We start from the raw sequence: 18,608 nt of genomic DNA on the forward strand, positions 1-18,608 counted from the left end.
CTGTTCTTCGCTCTTTCAGAGAGATGCCCCGGTTCTGAGCTGGGGTATGGGATCATGACCGGTGTAGATCACGTCCGGGCGCAGGGCTCGGATGCGATCGAGGCTGGCGATGGACTGCCCGAGGTCCTGGAGAATTCCGTTGGGAAGGTCGTCGGTGTAGTTGCGGTTGAAGGGCACCGCGTCCGACGTGATCACTGCGCGGCCCTCTTGCGTCGGCAGAACGATGCCTTGGAGCCCCGGCGTATGGCCGCCGAGCGGCACGAGGCGCAGGCCGTTCGGCAGTTCCGCCTCGCCCGCGACCAGCTTCAGGCGCGGCGAGCCGAGCAGTTCGCGGATGACGTCGTGCCGGCCGAAATAGCGGTCGATGGCGGGATGGGTGCGCAGCGGATCGTCGAAGAAGTCCGCCTCCGCCCGCTGCAGCCAGACCGTGGCGTTCGGCATGGCGTCGACGGCGCAGGCGTGATCCCAGTGCAGGTGGGTCAGGATCAGCGTGCCGACATCCTCGGGGCCGATACCGTAGGGCGCCAGCGCCTCCTGCAGCCCGCGTTCGACCGTGATGCCGCGGCGGGCGGCTTCTTCCGTCGTCAGCCCGGTATCCACAACCGTGATGCCGTCCGGCCCGTGGACCAGCCAGAACCGGTAGACCAGCGTGAGCATCCGCCCGGCGTCCGTATGCAGAAGGAACGACGAGCTGTCAGCCTGCCGTCGGGCAACCTCGACCGGCTCGACGCGGAACGGGGCGCCCATCACCCCGCCTCATCCACGCCGCGCGCAGCTTCGGCGCGGGCGAATTCTTCCATCAGGATCGGCACCGCGAGGTTGCACGAATGAATGCCCATGACCGTGGTCAGCTGGATCGTTTCGAGGATTTCCTCGCGCGTCGCCCCTTCGCGGATCGCATTCTGGATGTGCCGACGCACCCCGGGCCCGTAGAGGTGCGTGGTCGCGGCGTTGATCGCGATCATGATCAACTCCTTGGTCTTCTGCGGCAGCGGCCCGTTGCGGTGGGGAACGCTGCGAAACGCCAGGTAGGCTTCCAGGAACTCCGGATCGAGCGCCTCGAACTGCGCCCACAGCGGATTCCAGTCCTGCGACAGGCGCTGTCTGCGGGTGAGGGGATAGGGGTCCTCGCTCATGGGCTGGTCTTCCTCAGCGGGCATCGGCCAGCACCAGATCTGCGCCCCGCTCGCCGATCATGATCGCGGGGGCATTGGTGTTGGATGACGGGATCTCGGGAAATACGGAGGCATCGATCACCCGCAGGCGGTCGACGCCGCGGACCCTGAGCTGCGGGTCCACGACCGATTGGGCGTCGCCGCCCATGCGGCAGCTGCCCGCCGTATGCCATGCGGTCTGGCCGGACCTGCGGATATAGTCGAGCAGCGCCTCGTCGGTTTCCGCGCTGCCGTTCGGCTGGTCCTCGCGGACGATCACGCGGCTGAACGACGGGGTTTCCGCCAGCCGCCGGATCAGCTTGAGGATGCGCAGGACCCCGTCCACATCGTCGGGGTGATCGAGATAGTTCGGCTGGATGGCGGGCAGGGCGGTCGGATCCGCCGTCTTCGCATGCACCCAGCCGCGCGACTTGGGCAGCAGCAGGAAGCCGCCCACGGTGAAGCCGGAGAACGGGTCGATCCCGCCGGCCTTCGAGCGGGAGTAGCGATCCTTGCCGCTGATCATATACAGCCGGATCATGACATCAGGGGCGGCGAGCCAGGGCGCCGAGCGGGCGATCGCGTGAGCGGTCGACGAGGTGCCCGCCAGGAGCCCGGTGCGCGTGAGGACGTACCGCAGGCCGGACAGGAGCCTGAACATGGGGTTGCCGACCACGTCGTTGATGGTCCGCAGCGTCCGCGTCTCATAGGTCCGGCGGACCTGGAGGTGATCGCTGAGGTTTTCACCCACCGCCGGCAGATGATGCACGACCGGCAGGCCGAGGCTCTCAAGGCGGGCGCCGTCGCCGATGCCGGACAATTCGAGCAGATGCGGCGAAAGGATCGCGCCGGCCGAGAGGATCACTTCGCCATTGGCCAGCGCCAGGGTGCGCTCGCCGCCACGAATGAACTCGACGCCCGCTGCCCGCTGGCCCTCGAACAGCACGCGCGTCACCCGCGCGCCGGAGACCACCTTGAGGTTGGGCCGGCGCATCGCCGGGTGCAGGTAGGCGACGGCGGTGGACCAGCGCCGGCCGCGGAAGGCGGTCTGTTCCAGATAGCGGGCGCCCTCGTAGCTCACCGCGTTGTAATCCGGGGTCGACGGGACCCCGAGTTCGCCGAGCCCGGCGAGGAAGGCATCCGACACCGGATCGGGCGAGCGGACGCCCACGTCGGTAATCCGCATCGGACCATCTTTTCCGCGCCCGGCGAGGCGGGAATAGGCGTTGGATTCGAGTTTGCGGAAATAGGGCGTCACATCACCCCAGGACCAGCCGGGCAGTCCATTCTCCGCCCACCGGTCGTAGATCGCCGGATCGCCCCAGATATAGGCCATGCCGTTGATCGCGCTCGATCCCCCCAGCACCCGCCCGCGCGGCGAATAGATCTCCAGCCCGCCCATGTGCGGCTGCGGCTCGGAGGTGAAGGGCCACACATAGCGTTCGTTCGTGAGCAGCTTGCCGACGCCAAGCGGAATGTGGATCCAGACGTTGCGATCCCGCTCGCCGGCTTCGAGCAGGAGCACGGAATGCTTTCCGCTCTCGCTGAGGCGGGCGGCGAGCACGGCGCCGGCAGAGCCGGCGCCGACCACGATATAGTCGAACGTCCCCAGCATGGCTCACGCCGTCCGGTGCTGGAAGGAGTCGCGCCGGAAGCTGTACAATGCGGCCGGGTCCACCATGACGTCGATGACGGCAGGCTTGCCGCAGCCGAGCGCCGCGCGGATGGTGTCGCCGAGGTCGGCCGTCCGCTCGACCCGGTAGCCCTTGGCGCCATAGAGCTCGGCCACCTTGTCGAAGGGCGGATTGTTGAGATCGGCGCCGATGTAGCGCTTCCCGAAGAAGTCGCGCTGATAGGCCTTCTCCGCGCCCCAGCAGCCGTTGTTCATGACCACGGTGACGGTGTTGATCCCGTAATGGACCGCCGTTGCCAGCTCCGAGAGGGTCATCCCGAACCCGCCGTCTCCCATCAGGCTGATCACCGGGCGATCGGGGCACGCCACCTTCACGCCGAGGCCGCAGGCGAAGGAGAAGCCGACCAGGCCGAAGTCGAGCGGCGTGAACAGGCTCCTCGGACGGTCGAAGCGCAGCGCGTCGGTTGCCTGGAGGCACAGTGTGCCGGCATCCATCGTCACGGCCGTGCCGGCGGGCATGACGCCGCGCAGCTCGTGGAACAGGCCCGACGGCACGATGGGAAAGGCCTCAAGATCGGCGTCGTCGTCGCGCTGGCGCAGATACGCGGCGCGCTCCTTGCGGAAGCCGGCGCTCCAGGCCTCGACGGCCCGCCGGTCTTCGAGATTGCCGAGCGCGTCGCAGAGCTGCTGCGCCGCGGTCGCTGCGTCCGACCAGATGCCGAGCGTGATGGGAAAGTACCGTCCCAGCGCGGTCGGCTCGATCTCCACCTGGATGATCTTCGCGTCGCGATTGATGTTGTCGTACGAATAGAACGTCGAATTGAACCCGAGCCGCGTTCCGAGCGCGAGGATGACGTCGGCCTCCCGGACCAGGCGCGACGCCACGGGATTTCCTCGCGGCCCCATCTGTCCGCCATTGAGCGGGTGATCGGAGGGAATCGCGTCGCCATGGCCGGGCGAGGTGACGATCGGGGCGTTGAGGCGCTCGGCCAGAGCGAGAACGCTCGCCGTGTTTGCCGTGTTCTTGATGCCGCCCCCGGCGATGATGACCGGCTTCGACGCCTGTGACAGCAAGGCGGCGGCCGCCACCACGCTGTCGTGCGGCGCCGCCGGGACGACGGCGGGGCGATACGTCTCCGGCCGCGCCATTGCGGCAAAATCCTCCGACTTGGAAAGGATGTCCCGCGGCAGGTTCAGCTGCACCGGCCCGCGCCGCGGCGCCATCGCGGTGCGGAACGCCTCGCGCATCATCTCGGGAACACGCGCGGTCTCGGTGACGGTCCAGGTCTTCTTGGTGATGGGCCGGAACAGCGCCTGCTGATCCACCTCCTGGAAGGCATCGCGGTAGACGTGGCCGGACGAGAGAGAGCCGGCGAGGGAGACGACCGGCGAATAGGCCGCGGCAGCCTGGGCGAGACCGGTCACGAGGTTGGTCGCGCCGGGACCGTTCTGTCCTGCGAGGATCACGCCCGGATTGCCGCTGGCGCGGGCATAGCCGTCCGCCATGTGGGTTCCGGTGCGCTCGTCGCGGACGCCGATGAAGTCGATGCCGTCTGCGTCGTACAGCGCATCGAACATTTCCATTGTTGCCGAGCCGATCAGCCCGAACACATGGCTCACGCCTTCGGCCTCCAGTGCGGCGACCGCCGCCTGCCCACCCGACATTTTGGTCATTCTTATGCCCTTCGTTTCTCAGGCCGGGCCGGCAGAACCCGATGTCGGAAAGAAAACAAAATTGTTCACAAAACTCAAGATGGCGTGGGGAAAATTTATTAACGATTTGAAATGTCGTTTAAATATATAAGAGGGCCCCCTTCGCGTGGACCGCCTTCGCGAAGATAGGTATGTTCACAACGGCCTTCCGGGTGGCCAAGCGTGACCGTAGGCCAGGGAAGGCTGGAGGGCATTCGTGGGGAAGGGCGCCGGGCGATTGCGATCGCTCCTCGGAGCCTTCATGAAACGCGTCATTTCGGGCACGCGCGCTTTCAGCCATATTGCATCGCGCTGCGCCGCGGCAGGCTGAACGGAATTCGGAACTGCCGTACGGGCGATGGACGGGCCATGAGTCGACTGAAGAATCTCCACGAGGTGCGGATCCCCGGCGCTATCGATCCGGCGAAGGCGCAAGGTCGCGGTCGCGAAAGCCCGCCGCATGCGAGCCGGGTCTGGCGGATCGTCGAAGTCCTCCAGGAGCGCATCGCCAGCCAGCAGCTGCGCGGCGGCGAGCGCCTCCATGAACAGGCCCTGGCCACGGAGTTCGGCGCCTCCCGGACGGTGATCCGGGAGGTCCTCGGATCCCTGGAGCAGCGCAGCCTGGTCCAGCGCATCCCCAATCGCGGCGCCTATGTGAAGGGCCTCGGCGAGAAGGAGGTCCTGGACATATTCGAGATCCGCGAGTGGCTGGAGGCTCTGCTGACGCTGCGCGCGACGCAGAACGCGCCCGACGGCCATTGGGTGCGCTTCATCGCGCTGTTCGAGGGGCCGCTGGCCGCCAGCATCCAGGCGGGAGATTTGACCGCCTACAACGACGCGCTTGAGGACCTGCGCCTGGAAACCGCCAGGATCGCCGACAACGAGATCGCCAACGGCTTCATCTATCAGGTGCTGGACCGCGCGCGGGTGATCAAGATCCGCGTCACCCTGTTGCCCGGGCGCGCCGAGGCCGGACGCCTGCTGCACCTGAAGATGCTGGGCTGCATGGCCGGCCGGGACGGGGAGGGGGCGCAGCGCTACAAGCGGGAGATCATCTCGTCTGCGCGAGATCTCTTCGTGAAGTACAAGGCGCTGATCCTCTGATCGAGCGAACCGCCCCCGCGGGCGGTTCAAGACCACGCCCGCGTCCCGCTGGTGCGCGCGAGGGCTCGCCGGACTCTCGTGCGCTCTAAGTCCGCCCTAGAGCACGCGCCCGCTCAGAAGCGGACGCTCAGCCGCGCGTTGAAGCCGTTGTCGCTGACCCCGTCGCCAAACTGACCGGTATAGGCCACGCCCAGGGTGGCGCCGGGGGCGAGGCGCATGTCGAGCCCAGCCTCCAGAACCGCGGCGTCCTGTGCGATCGGCGCGCCGGTGATGGTGAAGGCGTCGGAACCCGCAAAGGCCTGCGTCACCGTGGGCAGCACGTCGCCGAAGGCGTGGCGCCAGCCGACGCTGCCGCGCAGCGTGGCCGTGGTCGGGCCGAGCGCGACGTCCCTGGCGAGGCGCAGGCCCAGCGTGGTGAAGGTGGTGGCCATGGTCTGCGCGTCGCCGGTGAGCGCCGCCGCGCCGCCCTGTTCCCGGTAGCCGTCCTGGTGCAGGCTCACATAAGCGAGGTTGGCGAACGGCTCGAAGGCGATGCCGGCGGCGTCGATCCGGTAGCCCAGCTCGCCGAAGGCCTGCACGGTGCCGGCATCATAGTCCGCCGAGAGGTTGTCCCTGTAGCCCGTGAAGGCGACCGACCGGCTGGTGGAGATGTCCTGGAGCGTATAAGCGAGGCCGGCGCGCAGCGCGAGCGGTCCCCAGGTCCGTCCGCCATAGAGGCCGGCATGCCAGTTTTCGCTGCTGCCGGAGGCGTTGCGACCCGAGATGGAGAAGGCGGTGTCGCTGTAGCCGCCGGCCACGCCGAGCCGCCAGCCGTCGCCCACCATGGCATCGGCGCCGATCAGGAAGCCGCCGGTGGAATCGGAGACGGCGGCGGCGTTTCCGGTGCCGTCCATCTCGCCCCAATTGCCGAAGCCGGTGGTCCAGAAGGCGAAGCGCTCGGTGGTGGCGGGAGCGGCGACCGCGTTCAGCGCCTTCGAGGCATCCGCGCTCTGCACCGCGCCGGGTGCGGCATAGGCGCGGGCCGTCGTCTCGTCGAGGGCGACGACGGGGCCGCTTGCCGCGCCCACGCCGCCCTGCGCCGCGCGCAGGCGGTCGTTCAGCGCGCCGCGGATCAGCGAGGACTGTTCCATGAACAGGCTCTGCGTCGAGGCGTGGACCTCGCCGGAAAGCTGGTCGAAGGCCCACCGCGCCTCGCTCGCCGAGGTGAGGAACAGCAGCGAATTGTACAGCGCCAGCGAGGGGCCGGTCTGGGGCAGGGTGCCGAGCGCGGTGGCGGTGGCGTACTGGTTCGGGGTGGCCGCGACGGAGGTGAAGGGATCGGGCGAGGTCACGGTGATGACCACATCCACCCCCGTGGCGGAGGGGTCGGTCTGCGCCGTCAGGAACAGAGCGCTCGTGGTGACCTCGCCGAAGGCGCCGTTCACTCCGCCGGCCGCCTCCAGGATGGTGTAGCTCTGGCCGTTCACGTAGCTCGCCTGGGGGTCGAGCGCGATCAGCTTCAGCGCCGCGCCGTTGATGGTGGCCGTCCCGGTTGCCGAGATGAGGTCGCTGTCGCCGTTGCCGGCGATCTCCACCTCATAGGTCGAGCCCGCCGCGAACGTCACGTCGCCCGCCACATGATAGGTGCCGATGGAATTGCCCGGCGCCAGCGTGCCGCCGGCCGCGACCTGCACCGAGCCCGTTGTGCCGATGCCGCCGAGGGTAGCGCCGCTGCCGACCAACACACCGCCGGCCAGCGACGCGCCGGGATGGGCGGCGTCGCCCACCACCAGCTTGCCGCCGGACACGGTCATGAGGCCGTCGAAGCTGGAGACGCCGTTCAGCGTCAGCGCGGCACTGCCGGCCTTGGTGAAGCTGCCGCTGCCGGTGATGGCGCCGGCATAGACGCTGTCGGCGGTGACCGTGGTGGTGAAGCTCTTCGCGCCGAGGGCGAGCGTCGCGCCCGTTGCGGTGCCCGAGAGCGCGCCGACGGTCACGGCACCGGTGGCGGCGGTGATGTCGAACACGGCCGTCTCGCCGACGAGCGCCAGCGAGCCGGTGGGCGAGAGCGCGCCCGCGCCGGATAGCGCCAGGGTGCCGGCCTCGATCACCGTGCCGCCGGTGTAGCTGTTGGCGCCGTAGAAGGTGAGCGTGCCCTCGCCCTGCTTCACCAGCGCGCCGGCGCCGGTGAACACGCCCTCGGCGCCGATGCTGAAGCCCTTGCTGTCGATATAGCCGCCGCCGGCCGCGAGCGTGATGGTGTCGGCGCCGAACAGGTAGATGAAATAGTCCTCGTTGCCGGTCGCGCGCAGCACGCCGCCGTCGAAGGTGACGCCGGTCGTGGCGGCATCACCCATGAGCTGGCTGGTCTCCAGCACGCCCCGTCCATCGGTCGCATTGCCCGAGAGGGTGAGGGTGGAGCCCGCGGCGACATAGACGGCGGGCGTCTTCACCACGCCGCCGCTTTCGATGGTCAGGGCGCCCGTGCCGCTTCCGCCGACATTGATGCCGCCGAAGGTGGTGGTCAGCGTCGAGACCGCGGTCTCGCCCTCCTTGCGGCCGACGATGAGCGAGGCGACGCCGCTCTCCGCGCCCAGCGTGATTGCCCGGAAGGAAATGGTGTCGGTGGTGCGGACCTCGATGGTTCCGCCGGACGAGACGATATAGCCGTCATAGTCGAACGCGCCGGTGAGGGTGAGCGTGCCCGTGCCCGCTTTCGCCACCCCGAACCCGCCGCTGAAGGCACCGGCATAGGTGCCGTTCTCGGACTGGTCGATGGTGAGTTCGTTCGCAATGACGATGTTCCCTCCCGACCCGCCCGAGAGATTGGCGAAGCGGGTGGTGCTGGACAGGCTCGAAATATCCAGCGTGCCGTCGACGGTGACGCTCGCCGCATCCGCGAGGCTTCCCGCGCCCGTGAGCTTCAGAGTGCCTTCGCTGATGGCGACGGCGCCTTCATAGCCGAGGCTTTTCGTCAGCGTCAGCGTGGCGCTGCCCATCTTGGTCAGGGTGCCGGTGCCGGTGATGCTGCCGGCATAGGTGTCGGCCGTGGTCTGGTCGATGGTGAGGCCGGTGGCGCCGGCCGTGATGGCCGCTCCCGCCTGCGTGCCGGAAAGGTTGGCGATGGTGGTCGCGGCGGACAGGCCCGAGAGGTCCAGCGTGCCGTTGACGGTGACGCCGGTCGCGTCGGCCAGCGTCGCCGCGCCGGTGAGCTTCAGCGTGCCGGCGCTGACGAGGACCGCCATGCCGTCGCCGACGCTGCCCTCGGTGATGGTCCAGGCCGAGCTGCCGGACTTCTCCAGCGTGCCGAAGCCGCTGGCCGCAAGGGTGCCGAGCGTGCCGGTGAAGGCCGCCGAGGTGTTGTTGCTGCCGCCGAGCACCAGGCGATCGCTCGTACCGGCGCCGGTCACGGCGCCGGTGATGGTGCCGAGCGCGCCGTCCCCGTCTGCGCGCAGTTCCAGCGTGTTGGTGCCGCCGGTGAAGGCGATGGCGGCAGCGGTGCCCGAACCTTGCGATCCGCCCGCGATCGAGGCCGCGGCGCCGTCGAGGACGATGCTCAGATTGGCGCCGGTGATGCCGGCGCCGCCGGTCGGGTTGGCCCCCTCGCCGGAGGCGCCGCCCGTGACCGACGACTGGACAAGAATGTGCGTCGCGCCGGTGCTGCCGCGCGCGTCGATGCCGGCGCCGCCGATGCCGGCCGAGGCGTACTGGGACTGGGTTTCACCGCCCGCGCCGCCGGTGACCGCGGCCTTGATGACGAGCGTGGTGTCGCCGGTGGTATTGGTCAGCAGGATGCCGTTCCCGCCGAGGGAGGACGAGGCCCAGGACAAGCCGGCGGAGCCGCCGGTGACTGCGCCCTCGAAGGTGATGGCGGTGTCGCCCGCGGCGCCGTCGAGGACGAAGCCGCTTCCGCCGTTGCCGCCCACGCCCGCCACATCGCGCGGCCCGCCGCCATTGCCGCCGGTGAGCGCAGCGCCGATGGTGAGCGTGTTGTCGCCGGTCGGCTGGTAGACGACGAGGCCGCTGCCGCCATTGCCGCCGGTGGCGGCCCAGCCGTGGTTGCCGCCATTGCCGCCGGTGATCGTCTCCGCATGGGACGCGGCGATGGTGCCCGTCTCGCCGGTCAGGCCGGTGATGACGGCGCCGAAGCCGCCGCCGCCGCCGCCGCCGCCATACACGCCTTCGCCGCCATTGCCGCCATTGCCGCCGGAGACCGACCCCGGCAGGTCGCCGAGCACGCCGACATAGCCATGGGCCCCCCCGCCACCACCGCCGCCGGCTGCGACGTACTGTTGCCCGTCGCCGCCATCGCCGCCGGATTGCCCGGGCTGGCTCCCCCCAGCACCGCCCAGGCCACCGGCGAACGAGGCGTCGCCGCCATTGCCGCCCGCGCTCCCGCTGCCGCCGCCGCCGCCGGAGCGGCTGCTCGTGTCGCTCGCGCCCGCGCCGCCCGCGACCCCGGTGCCGGTGACGCTGGCCGCCCCGCCCACGCCATCGCCGTCAAAGACGTAGCTTCCGCTGCCGCCATCGCCGTCCGCCGCGCGGGCCGGGGCCAGGGGCGAAAGCAGTGCCGCGAGCACCACCGTGCCGGCGACCGAGCCGAGGAGCCTCGCCCGGCGCTGCGCCGACGACGGCGCGACGTTGGACGTGTACCCCAGGGAGCGCATGCTCCCGTTGCCGCTCTCGAACCGCATAGGACGACCCCACCCGACTTGGCCTTGGATGACACCTAGGGACATACGGCCAGCGCCGCGTCATTCGCCACCGTCGAAACGCGGTACCGGCGGATGTGGTCAGAGAATGTAACCCAACGGCGCGTCGGGGCGGGCGGGTGTCCGGTGCGGCCCGCCGGTGATCGCCTGCGGCCTACGTCCTGCGGCGAGCGGTGGGTGTTCGGGCCTACTCGCAGCCTGCGGGACGTTGCGCGGCGCCGAGCCGGCCGCGCTGAATCTCCTGGTTGAAGAACCGTCTCGTCTGATCGTTGGGCTTCACGCAGGATTGCTGCACCAGACCCAGCCCCTCCGCAGTGTTCTTGGCGAGGCCCGGGGGATCACCGAAATAGAGGGAGCGGCCCAGAAGCGACATCGAATCGGCATCCCCGGCGTCGATCGCCCGGCGCAGCAGGGCCTCCCCGCCACGGATATCCTGGGCGAGCCCGTCAGCGCCATAGAGCAGCATCGCCCCGGCGTCGCGCATGGCGGTGACATAGCCGGCATTGGCCGCATCGAAGAAATAGTCGAACGCCCGCCGGGTGTTGGGCTGCACGTAGGTGATGCCGCCCCCGTTGTAGCTGCCGCGATAGAGGATGCCCATCTGCCGCTTGGCCGGCAGCGAGCCCGCGCGAGCGGCAGATTCCCAAAGGCCCCGCGCCACGTCCATGTCGGCGAAGGCACCGGCATTGTCGCCGCCGCGGCCGCGGTCGAGGGCGCGGCCGGAATAGGCGCGCCCAAGCTGAAACGTGTAACGGCGCTGGTCGCGGGCGTCGCGCGCTTCGGCACGGGCGCGCGTGCAGGCGTCGATGCCCTCGGCCATGCGCTGCGCCACGGGCGCCGCGCTGAACGTGCGTTCGGGCTGGTATGGCAAATCGGGATCCCCCTCCAAGGCCAAGAGGAAGTCGCACTGATCTCCCGCGTCCGAGGTGCTGGGCGCCGGCGGCGGCGCGGCGGGCGCGCTTGGCGGGTCGGCGCTCGGGGTCGGCGGCGGCGGGAGCCGGGCCACGCTCACCTGCCGCGTCGCCAATGCGCCGCCCGGAACGGCCGCCATCGTGATCGCGCCGGTCTGGGCGGGCTGCTGCGGCAGAACCGTCCCGTCGAGGGTGAGCACATAGCGCCTGCGGGTGCTGTCCTCTGCCAGGAGGCGAACGCGCAGCCACGGCACGGAGGCCTCAAGATTGGCTGCCGGCGGCGTCCGCAGCAGCCATCCCTCGAACAGGCGGACCCAGGCGGCACGCCTTATCTCGGCATCGACCGCAGCCGGAGCGAACACGTTGCGGCTCGTTTCCCGGAAGTGGGGCTCGGCCGCCAGGGTCAACTCGTAGCCGTGGCGTCCGCTCCCCGCCAAGATGGCCGCAAGGACGAAGAGCGCAAGCAGCAGCAGGGCCGCCCAGGCGGGCGCCGGGAGGCGTCGCACGCCTGTGCCTCGTCCGCCGGCGGTAGACGCGGCCTGGTGTTGCGGCTCCATCCCGAGCTCGGGCGCCTTGGAGAGATCGGGAAGCGGCGGGAGAGGAGGTGGGGCAGGGGGTGTAACCGGCGGGAGCCGCGGCGGAGACGCCGGCGTCGGCGCGGGCTTTGGATCGGGCGTCGGCTCGGGCGTGGATGAGGGCGCGCTGGTGCTGCGCGAGAGCCGGACCCCGCGCGGCAGCGCTGCCGATCGGGTCAATGCCGGCCACGAGACCGTCCCGAGGCTGCCGGTCTGGTCGTCGAGGATCTCGACCATCACCAGTTCGGCGATATGGTCCACCACCTCGGGGCCGACACGGACCTGGCTGCCCGCGCCCCCATCCACCGGCCGGCCTTCGATCCAGGTGAGGCCCGATTGCCAGCCGTCGGGCCCGAGGTCGCGCGGTTCGCCGTCGAGGCGGCGAAAGGCGAGCAGAACGGGCGCGTGCGTCACCGGCCGGCCGAGGTCGATCACGGCATGGCCCGGCCCCGCGGCCTCGTCTTCCATCACCCTGAGGCCCATCTTCCCCCACCCCGCCTAGAAGCAGTCCGCAATCGCGTCGCTGGCCCGCAGGCCGCGGGATTCGAAGGCGGCGTCGAGATTTCTGCGAACCCGGATGCGATAGCTATCGCTCGCGCAGGCCCGGCGGAACAGGTCGAGCCCCCGCCGTGCATCGGCCGCAACCCCGCGATCACCGAAATAATAATAGGTGCCGAGATTCACCGCCGCCGGCGGATAGCCGGCCTCGATCGAGCGTTCGAGCCACTGGAGGCCCGCGGGCGCATCCTTCGTCAGGCCGGGCTTGCCGCCCTCAACGAGCAGGGCGCCGGCGCTGCTCATGGCGACCGGATTGCCGGCCTCCGCGGAGCGGACGAAGTATCTCAGGGCCTGGGGAAAATTGGGCGGAACGAAGTTTAAGCCGGCCTGCGTGTTGAAATACTCATTGTTCAAGAGAGCCAGATAGTTGAGCGCAAGCGGCGAGCCGAGGCCCGCGCCGACGCCCCACCAGCGCGTGGCCTCGGCCATGGCCATCCGGGCCCCGGCCGCGTCGCCGGCGCGCGCGAGGGCGACGGCCCGGTCCGCATAGGCCGCGCCGATCTGCGCCGCATAGCGCCGCTTCTGCCGGGGATCCTGGGACACCTGATAGGATTGCTCGCAGTGCTGGATGGCGAAATCGATATCCGCCGCTGTTTGCTGGGTCGGGAAGTCCGGATTGTAATAGGCCCCGCCTGGCGGGCGGTCGGGATCCAGCATTCCGGCGGTGCGCAGGTCGCACTCGCGCTGGGAATCGACCTGGGGCGCCGGCGGCGCGGGACGGGGCGCCGGGGCGGGCGCCGGTTGGGGTTGCTGCCGCGGCAGGCGTTGGACCACCACGGGCTCGATCGAGACGATCTCCCCGCCGGGACCGCGGACCAGCGCGTGCGCGGTGAGCTGCGCCGACCAGGCCGCTGGCAGGCCCGATGCAACGGGCGCGATGCGGAAGACCGCGTGGCGCCCGTCGTCGCTGACGAGGTCCGCCTTCATCCAGGGCGCTTCTGTGCTGAAGCCCGCCGACAGACCCAGCGGCCGATCGATCAGCCAGCCTTCGAACAGCCGAACCCAGCGGGCGCGACGCGCGGTGACGGTGACCGCATCGGGATCGAATCTGGCGGCCGAGATCTGCCGGAAGCGCGGCTCGCGGTCGTACGCCGCGTCATAGCCGTAATAGCCCAGCATCGCCATGAGCACAGGCACGAGCGCCAGCAATACCAGCAGCAGAACGAGGCCGAGGACGGCGCGCTTGCGCTTTGAGCCGCCGGCCTCCGGCGATGAGCCGGTATCGCGTGTCGCGCCCTCCGGTGCGCCGGCTTTCTCATCGGCGGTGTTCGCTTCCGCGCCGGGGTCCGGCGGCAGGATGGGCGGCAAGATCGGCGGCGGGGCAGGCGGCGCAATCGGGGGAGAGGGCACGGGCTTTTCGCCTCGGCCGATCTCAGGGGGGCGATCTCGATCGGCGCCCCCGGGCCGCTGCTCCCCCAACAGGCGCCGCCCGGACAGCTCGGCCGCATGCGGGATGGACGGCCACGCCACGGTGCCGACGACGCCTACCCCGGCGAGGGCCACCTCCACCTGCACCAGCTCGCCGATGTGGTTCACCACCGCTGGGCCCACGCGGACGATGCTGCCACCCGGCGTCACCACCTGCGCATCGAGCCAGGCCTGGCCGGACTGCCAGCCGTCCAGGCCGAGATCCCGCGTGATGCCGTCGGATCGGCGAAAGGAGAGGCGAACTGGCGTCTCGCCGGCGGGTTGGCCGAGATCGATGAGGGCAAAGCCCGGACCGCTGGCATCATCCTCACGCACGCTCAGGGCCATGTCCCACCCGTCTCCTCGCCGCGGTCCCGCGATCCGAAGCGTCGCGATGGCCTTCTGTGGCATCGGCTCTGCCGTTTGGGTTGGCAGCGCGCGGCCAGTCCATGACAGGCATCAACGGCGCCGGTTGCACCTGCCACGCCTCAGTTCAGCACCTGTGCCCTGGCGAATTCAATTCCACAATGACATCTTCGCCCAATACGGGGAAAGGTTCGCCCGACCACGCCCAGGTCAGGGCCCGCGGTCGTAGCATTCCGGCAGCACGCTGCGGGCGCTGCGACGATTGCCCCGGAACTTTTCTTCGAGATGGTTTCGCGCTTCGGTCATCCACTCCGGCCGCGCGCAAGCGCGGCGATAATAATTGAGCCCCTGATCTTCGCGTTTTTGAAAGTCTCTTCGCCCGAAATAGTAAAGTGCACCAAGATCAAGCAGGGGCTGTATGTAGCCCAGATCGGCGGACTGCTTGAGATAATTGATGCCGGTCTCGAGATTTTTGGCGCCGCCGTCGTCGATGAGGCGCACTCCGGCATTGCGCAGGCCGACGGCATATCCACCTTCGGCGGATGCGAGAAAATAGACGAAGGCGGCGCGAGTGTCCTTCGGGACAAAGGAATAGTTGTTTGCCTTGCTGTTGAACCAGCCGTCGTGGAGCAGGCCTATGTCATTGCTCGCCACCGCCGAGCCGCGCTCCGCCGCCTTGGTCCACCATTGCCGCGCGGCCTGCATGAAGGATTGGGCGGCAACGGTATCGCCCGCTCTGGCCAGGGAAACGGCGCGGCTGGCGGTGGCGAATCCGGCCTGCTGCTCCATGCGGCGCTGTTGGATCGCGTCGCCCGTCAAGCCCGCGGCAGCGACGCACTTGGCGATCGCGACGTCTTCCGTGGCCCGGTCGGCCAGAGGAAAAGGTGCCATGGACGCCGGGACGGTTGCCGGGCGGTCGGGATCGAAGATTGACGAGGCGAGTTCGTCGCACCGGCGCACGGCATCGCTGAGAGCAGGATCGCTCGACGCCGCCACGGATGGCGGCGACTGGGGCGGCTTGCTGAGCATCGTCGCCGCGAAGCCCAGAATGGCAAGGAACGGAATCACGGCCGCGGTGGCTGCGATCAGCCAATCGGTGCTGATGCGCGAGCGCTCCCGGTGCGCCTCCGTGCCGGCAGCCTCCGCGGGCGGATCCCCGCGCGGTCGCGTCGTGGCAGGCTGCGGTGCGGGCTCAGGGGCGGGCCTATCGGCCTTTGGCTGCGCGGCCGGTTCCGCCGGTTCTGGATTGCGAAGGAGCTGTGTCGCCGGTACCGCGGTGGCTTCGTGCAGCAGGTCGGACGGGACCGTTGCGGCCTGCGCCGGAGCCGGCGGTGGCTCGGGCTCCTGGCGGGCAGGCGCCGGCGGGGAAGGCCGGCTCGGGGAAGGCTGGATAGGGGATGACGGGGCGTTGCGCAAAGGCCTGGCCGCGGGCGCCGCGACGGCCGGCGGTTGCGGAGCAGCCTCGCGGGTCAGAGGCAGCGCTTCCGGCCGATCCGGCGCGGCGAAGCGCGGGCGCCGGAAGCCGTCAGGCAGCACCTCTGCCACGGAATGGAGAATGCTCGGCCACGCGATGGTGCCGATGACCCCATCGTCAGCGCTGCGGATTTCCACCGGCACAAGCTCGGCGATGCGGTTGACCACCTCCGGGCCCACCCGCACCCAGCTTCCGCCTGCCGATACAGCCTGCGTCTCGAACCAATGGACGCCCGACTGCCATCCCTCAGCGCCGAGGTCGCGCGGCTCGGCATCGAGGCGGCGAAAGGCCAGGCGCACCCCGCCGACGATCGGGCGACCGAGATCGATAACGGCATGACCGGGCCCGGTGTCGAAATCCTCCAGGACGCGCACCGCCATGATCGTCGCCTCAAGCCTGCGGGGCCGGCCTCAGGACGTCGAGGACATCCTTCAGCTTCGCGTTCTGCTCCAGGTCGATGGTGATGCCCGCGACATCCTTGGCGTTGTCTTCGAGGACCTTGTAGAAGCCGTGCTGCCAGTCCACGGCATAGGTTTCGGCAAAGTTGCGCGGCGTTTCGGTGAGGCCCGATGCGTCGAAGACCACCGGCGGCGCGGCGAACGCCTCGCGTTCTCCGTCGTGCGTCACCACGACCGGGCGCTCCGAGGAGGGCTGCCGTGAGAGGCCGAAGTCGCCGACCAGATCATTGATCAGGGTGGCGGCAATGACGGCGACCTTGTCGCTCGACTGCTCGATCTTGTCGAAGGCGAGCAGGGTCCGCAGATCCTCGGCGATGCGCTTGTTGAGAGCGGAGCGCTGGGCGAGGCTCATCAGCTCGTTGACGATGGTTTTCGCGGCCTCGGCATCGAGCCCGGTCATCTCCAGGAAGGCGTCGTTCTCCGGCACCCGGCGCAGTTGAACCATCCAGCGCGAGATGGCCGCATTGGCGAGGCGCAGTTCCCGTTCATCCTCGCCGCGTGGACCGGAAGGCGGTCGGGGCGTGCCGGGGGCCGGCGCGGGGCGCGTGCCAGGGCGCGGTCTGGCAGGGACGGACTTCACAACGTCGTCCGAAGCGCCGCCGGTGGCCGCTGCGGCGATCCGCCCGGCACCCTGGAGGCTGTTGAACAGGAAGTCGGCAAGGTCGATGGGGTCGATCACGAGGGTTCGGAGCAGAGAGCCGAACGTGCCGCGGTCCAGGGTCACGTCGAGGCAATCGAACAGATGGTCGGCCGCGATGCGCTTGGCCTCCAGCCGCTGGGCGATGTCCGTGTCCTGGTAGAAGCGCCGCAGCAAATCGTGCAGGTCCCGGGCAACTTCGTCGAGGCGTCCGGAAATCTGGTTCAGCTTGAGTTGCGGATGGCAGATCGGCACCAGGTTCTCGACGATGTAGCCGACGCCGCCGTCATTCAGCTTCAGCGCCTCGTCGAAGGCGCGCGCGGGGCTCGCGAAATGCTCGGCCGCCTCGGGCAGGCCGATGAAGCCTTCGCGCAAGGCGGCGATGCGTTCGGTCTTCTCGTCGAGGAAGGCGACCTCCCGCCTGTCCTCGTAGCGGATGATCGCCTCGGCCGGATAGTTCGGGTTGCGGAACCAGAAGGTGTTGCGGAACGGCGCGTCCGGGGTCCAGCGCCGCGGCCAGGAATGGGCCTTGCCGAAGTAGCTCAGCAGTGATGCCTCGATCCGGTTGCGAAACCTCAGGCCCGGCTCGGTGCCGGTGTCGCCGGCCTTGTCCACGAAATGGGTGTCGAACCAGGTCAGTACCAGGAACAGCAGCGTCGGCCCGCCGCGCCGCGCTTCGGGGGTGCGGCCGTGGGTGGAGCCGATCCAGTCGTTCACGAGATCCGGCAGCGTCACCACCTCCATGACGCTCGGGCGGATGCAGAGCAGCATGGAGGTGAGTTCCTGCTCGGCGACATACCGGTCGAAGAGATAGGCGATCTTGCCGCGCAGGAAGGTCTCCTTCAGCGCGTCCTCCTTCTCCTCGAAGAAGACTTCGAGATGGACCTTCTGCCGGCTGCGTGCGCCGGGGAAATCGAGCAGATCAGTGTCGTCGAAGAACGGGCGCGGACGCTCGTTCATCTCGATCTGCAACTCGGCGGTGAGAGCGGCAGCGCGGGCCCGGGGCAGCCGCACCTGGGCGCCGCTGGCGGAGCGCAGGTCCACCGCATCCCCGCCCTCGTCGGCAAGGCCGGCCAAGGTCGCCACGTCCAGTATGGAGCCGGTTCGCGGTATCAGGGCCGCAATGGGCGCGAACGCCTCGTCGGGCCTGCCGAGCTTCACGATCGCATCCGCGAGCGCGGTATAAATCCGGGTGAACGGCGCGTGGCCGCCCCACAGCATGCTGAACAGCTCGGCGCGCCCGGCAAGATCGAGCTGGGGCACGAGGCGGCGCGCGTCTTCCCAGAAGCGTCCGAGAGCGTCGAGCAGGCGCGCGCCGCCGAAATGCTTCTGGCAGTATTCCTCCAGGTCCAGGACGTCGTCCTCGGTCAGGCCGCTCGGGACCGGCGCGCGGCGCGCCAGAGCGGACAATGCGGAGGACAGCCGCCCAGGATCGGGAACGCTTTCCTTGGTCTGGTCGCCGTCGAAGAAATAGCTGTTCGCCAGAATCTTGACGACATCCATCTCGGTCAGCAGGCGCAGCCGCACCGGGAAACCGGGCGGCGTGGGCACCGCCGGGCGGCGGATGGTGAAGCGGGTGACGAGGCCGGTGGATTCCTTCTCGCCGATCGGGTTGATCTCCGAAAGGAAGTCGACCGGGTCCAGGCCGTCGAAGCGGGCCTTCAGCGGTCCTTCCGCCGGGCGGGCGAGCACCTCCACCAGGTAGGATTTGCCCGCCTGGCTCGGGCCGAACACGCCGACGCACATGGGCCGCTGGGCCGCTTTCGCGAGGCGCTCCGCCCGCAGGGCGCCCTTGCGCAGCATGCGGGTGAGGCTCTCGCGCTCGCGGGCCACGAGGTCGGCGTTCTTGTCGTCGTTCACCCAGGCCTCGGCGATGCGGGCGTTCTGGGCAACGTCCTGGCACCGGCGGGCGAGGTGCTGCGATGACGGGTCGGTCATAAAAAGATCC

General features: G+C 69.5%; 10 protein-coding genes. 1 reads left to right on the plus strand and 9 read right to left on the minus strand.

Going from position 1 to position 18,608, the window contains the following annotated elements:
* Positions 1-15: 15 nt before the first annotated feature.
* Genes D9R14_RS12465 through D9R14_RS12480 form a run of 4 tightly spaced genes read right to left on the minus strand, consistent with a single transcriptional unit; the run spans position 16 to position 4,461 of the window.
* On the minus strand, positions 16-747 hold the full coding sequence (locus D9R14_RS12465) for an N-acyl homoserine lactonase family protein (protein ID WP_121623659.1): 732 nt from the start codon (positions 745-747) through the stop codon (positions 16-18).
* Positions 747-1,136, minus strand: coding sequence for a carboxymuconolactone decarboxylase family protein (locus D9R14_RS12470; RefSeq protein WP_121623660.1), 390 nt, complete (start codon positions 1,134-1,136; stop codon positions 747-749). The genes D9R14_RS12465 and D9R14_RS12470 overlap by 1 nt, the downstream gene beginning before the upstream one ends.
* Positions 1,137-1,149: 13 nt before the next feature.
* A complete protein-coding gene (locus tag D9R14_RS12475) occupies positions 1,150-2,745 on the minus strand; it encodes a GMC family oxidoreductase (protein WP_210210844.1) in 1,596 nt (531 codons plus the stop codon).
* Between the two features lie 27 nt (positions 2,746-2,772).
* Complete coding sequence (locus D9R14_RS12480) at positions 2,773-4,461, minus strand: thiamine pyrophosphate-binding protein (protein WP_121623662.1); 1,689 nt, start codon at positions 4,459-4,461, stop codon at positions 2,773-2,775.
* 201 nt (positions 4,462-4,662) lie between these two features.
* Between D9R14_RS12480 and D9R14_RS12485 the strand changes: the two genes are divergently transcribed.
* The gene (locus tag D9R14_RS12485; RefSeq protein WP_147453019.1) at positions 4,663-5,583 is read left to right on the plus strand and encodes a GntR family transcriptional regulator; all 921 of its coding nucleotides are present in this window, start codon (positions 4,663-4,665) and stop codon (positions 5,581-5,583) included.
* A 113-nt stretch (positions 5,584-5,696) separates the two neighbouring features.
* On the opposite strand, the gene D9R14_RS12490 is transcribed toward D9R14_RS12485, so the two are convergent.
* The 5 genes from D9R14_RS12490 to D9R14_RS12510 form a co-directional block, all read right to left on the minus strand.
* Positions 5,697-10,229, minus strand: a complete 4,533-nt coding sequence (locus D9R14_RS12490; protein ID WP_147453020.1) for an autotransporter domain-containing protein — start codon at positions 10,227-10,229, stop codon at positions 5,697-5,699.
* 232 nt (positions 10,230-10,461) lie between these two features.
* Complete coding sequence (locus tag D9R14_RS12495) at positions 10,462-12,243, minus strand: tetratricopeptide repeat protein (protein ID WP_147453021.1); 1,782 nt, start codon at positions 12,241-12,243, stop codon at positions 10,462-10,464.
* 15 nt (positions 12,244-12,258) lie between these two features.
* Complete coding sequence (locus tag D9R14_RS12500) at positions 12,259-14,073, minus strand: tetratricopeptide repeat protein (RefSeq protein WP_121623666.1); 1,815 nt, start codon at positions 14,071-14,073, stop codon at positions 12,259-12,261.
* A 228-nt stretch (positions 14,074-14,301) separates the two neighbouring features.
* Positions 14,302-15,945: a tetratricopeptide repeat protein gene (locus tag D9R14_RS12505; RefSeq protein ID WP_121623667.1), complete on the minus strand. Its 1,644-nt coding sequence runs from the start codon at positions 15,943-15,945 to the stop codon at positions 14,302-14,304.
* A gap of 10 nt (positions 15,946-15,955) precedes the next feature.
* A complete protein-coding gene (locus tag D9R14_RS12510; RefSeq protein ID WP_121623668.1) occupies positions 15,956-18,598 on the minus strand; it encodes a virulence factor SrfC family protein in 2,643 nt (880 codons plus the stop codon).
* Positions 18,599-18,608 lie beyond the last annotated feature (10 nt).

It is taken from the genome of Xanthobacter tagetidis, assembly GCF_003667445.1.
In the GTDB taxonomy this organism is placed as follows: Bacteria; Pseudomonadota; Alphaproteobacteria; order Rhizobiales; family Xanthobacteraceae; genus Xanthobacter; species Xanthobacter tagetidis.

Excerpts from the sequence above, each read along its gene's own strand:
- D9R14_RS12500 (WP_121623666.1), bottom strand. The coding sequence starts at position 14,073 with ATGGCCCTGAGCGTGCGTGAGGATGATGCCAGCGGTCCGGGCTTTGCC.
- D9R14_RS12470 (WP_121623660.1), bottom strand. The coding sequence starts at position 1,136 with ATGAGCGAGGACCCCTATCCCCTCACCCGCAGACAGCGCCTGTCGCAG.
- D9R14_RS12465 (WP_121623659.1), bottom strand. The coding sequence starts at position 747 with ATGGGCGCCCCGTTCCGCGTCGAGCCGGTCGAGGTTGCCCGACGGCAG.
- D9R14_RS12505 (WP_121623667.1), bottom strand. The coding sequence starts at position 15,945 with ATGGCGGTGCGCGTCCTGGAGGATTTCGACACCGGGCCCGGTCATGCC.
- D9R14_RS12495 (WP_147453021.1), bottom strand. The coding sequence starts at position 12,243 with ATGGGCCTCAGGGTGATGGAAGACGAGGCCGCGGGGCCGGGCCATGCC.
- D9R14_RS12480 (WP_121623662.1), bottom strand. The coding sequence starts at position 4,461 with ATGACCAAAATGTCGGGTGGGCAGGCGGCGGTCGCCGCACTGGAGGCC.
- D9R14_RS12510 (WP_121623668.1), bottom strand. The coding sequence starts at position 18,598 with ATGACCGACCCGTCATCGCAGCACCTCGCCCGCCGGTGCCAGGACGTT.
- D9R14_RS12490 (WP_147453020.1), bottom strand. The coding sequence starts at position 10,229 with ATGCGCTCCCTGGGGTACACGTCCAACGTCGCGCCGTCGTCGGCGCAG.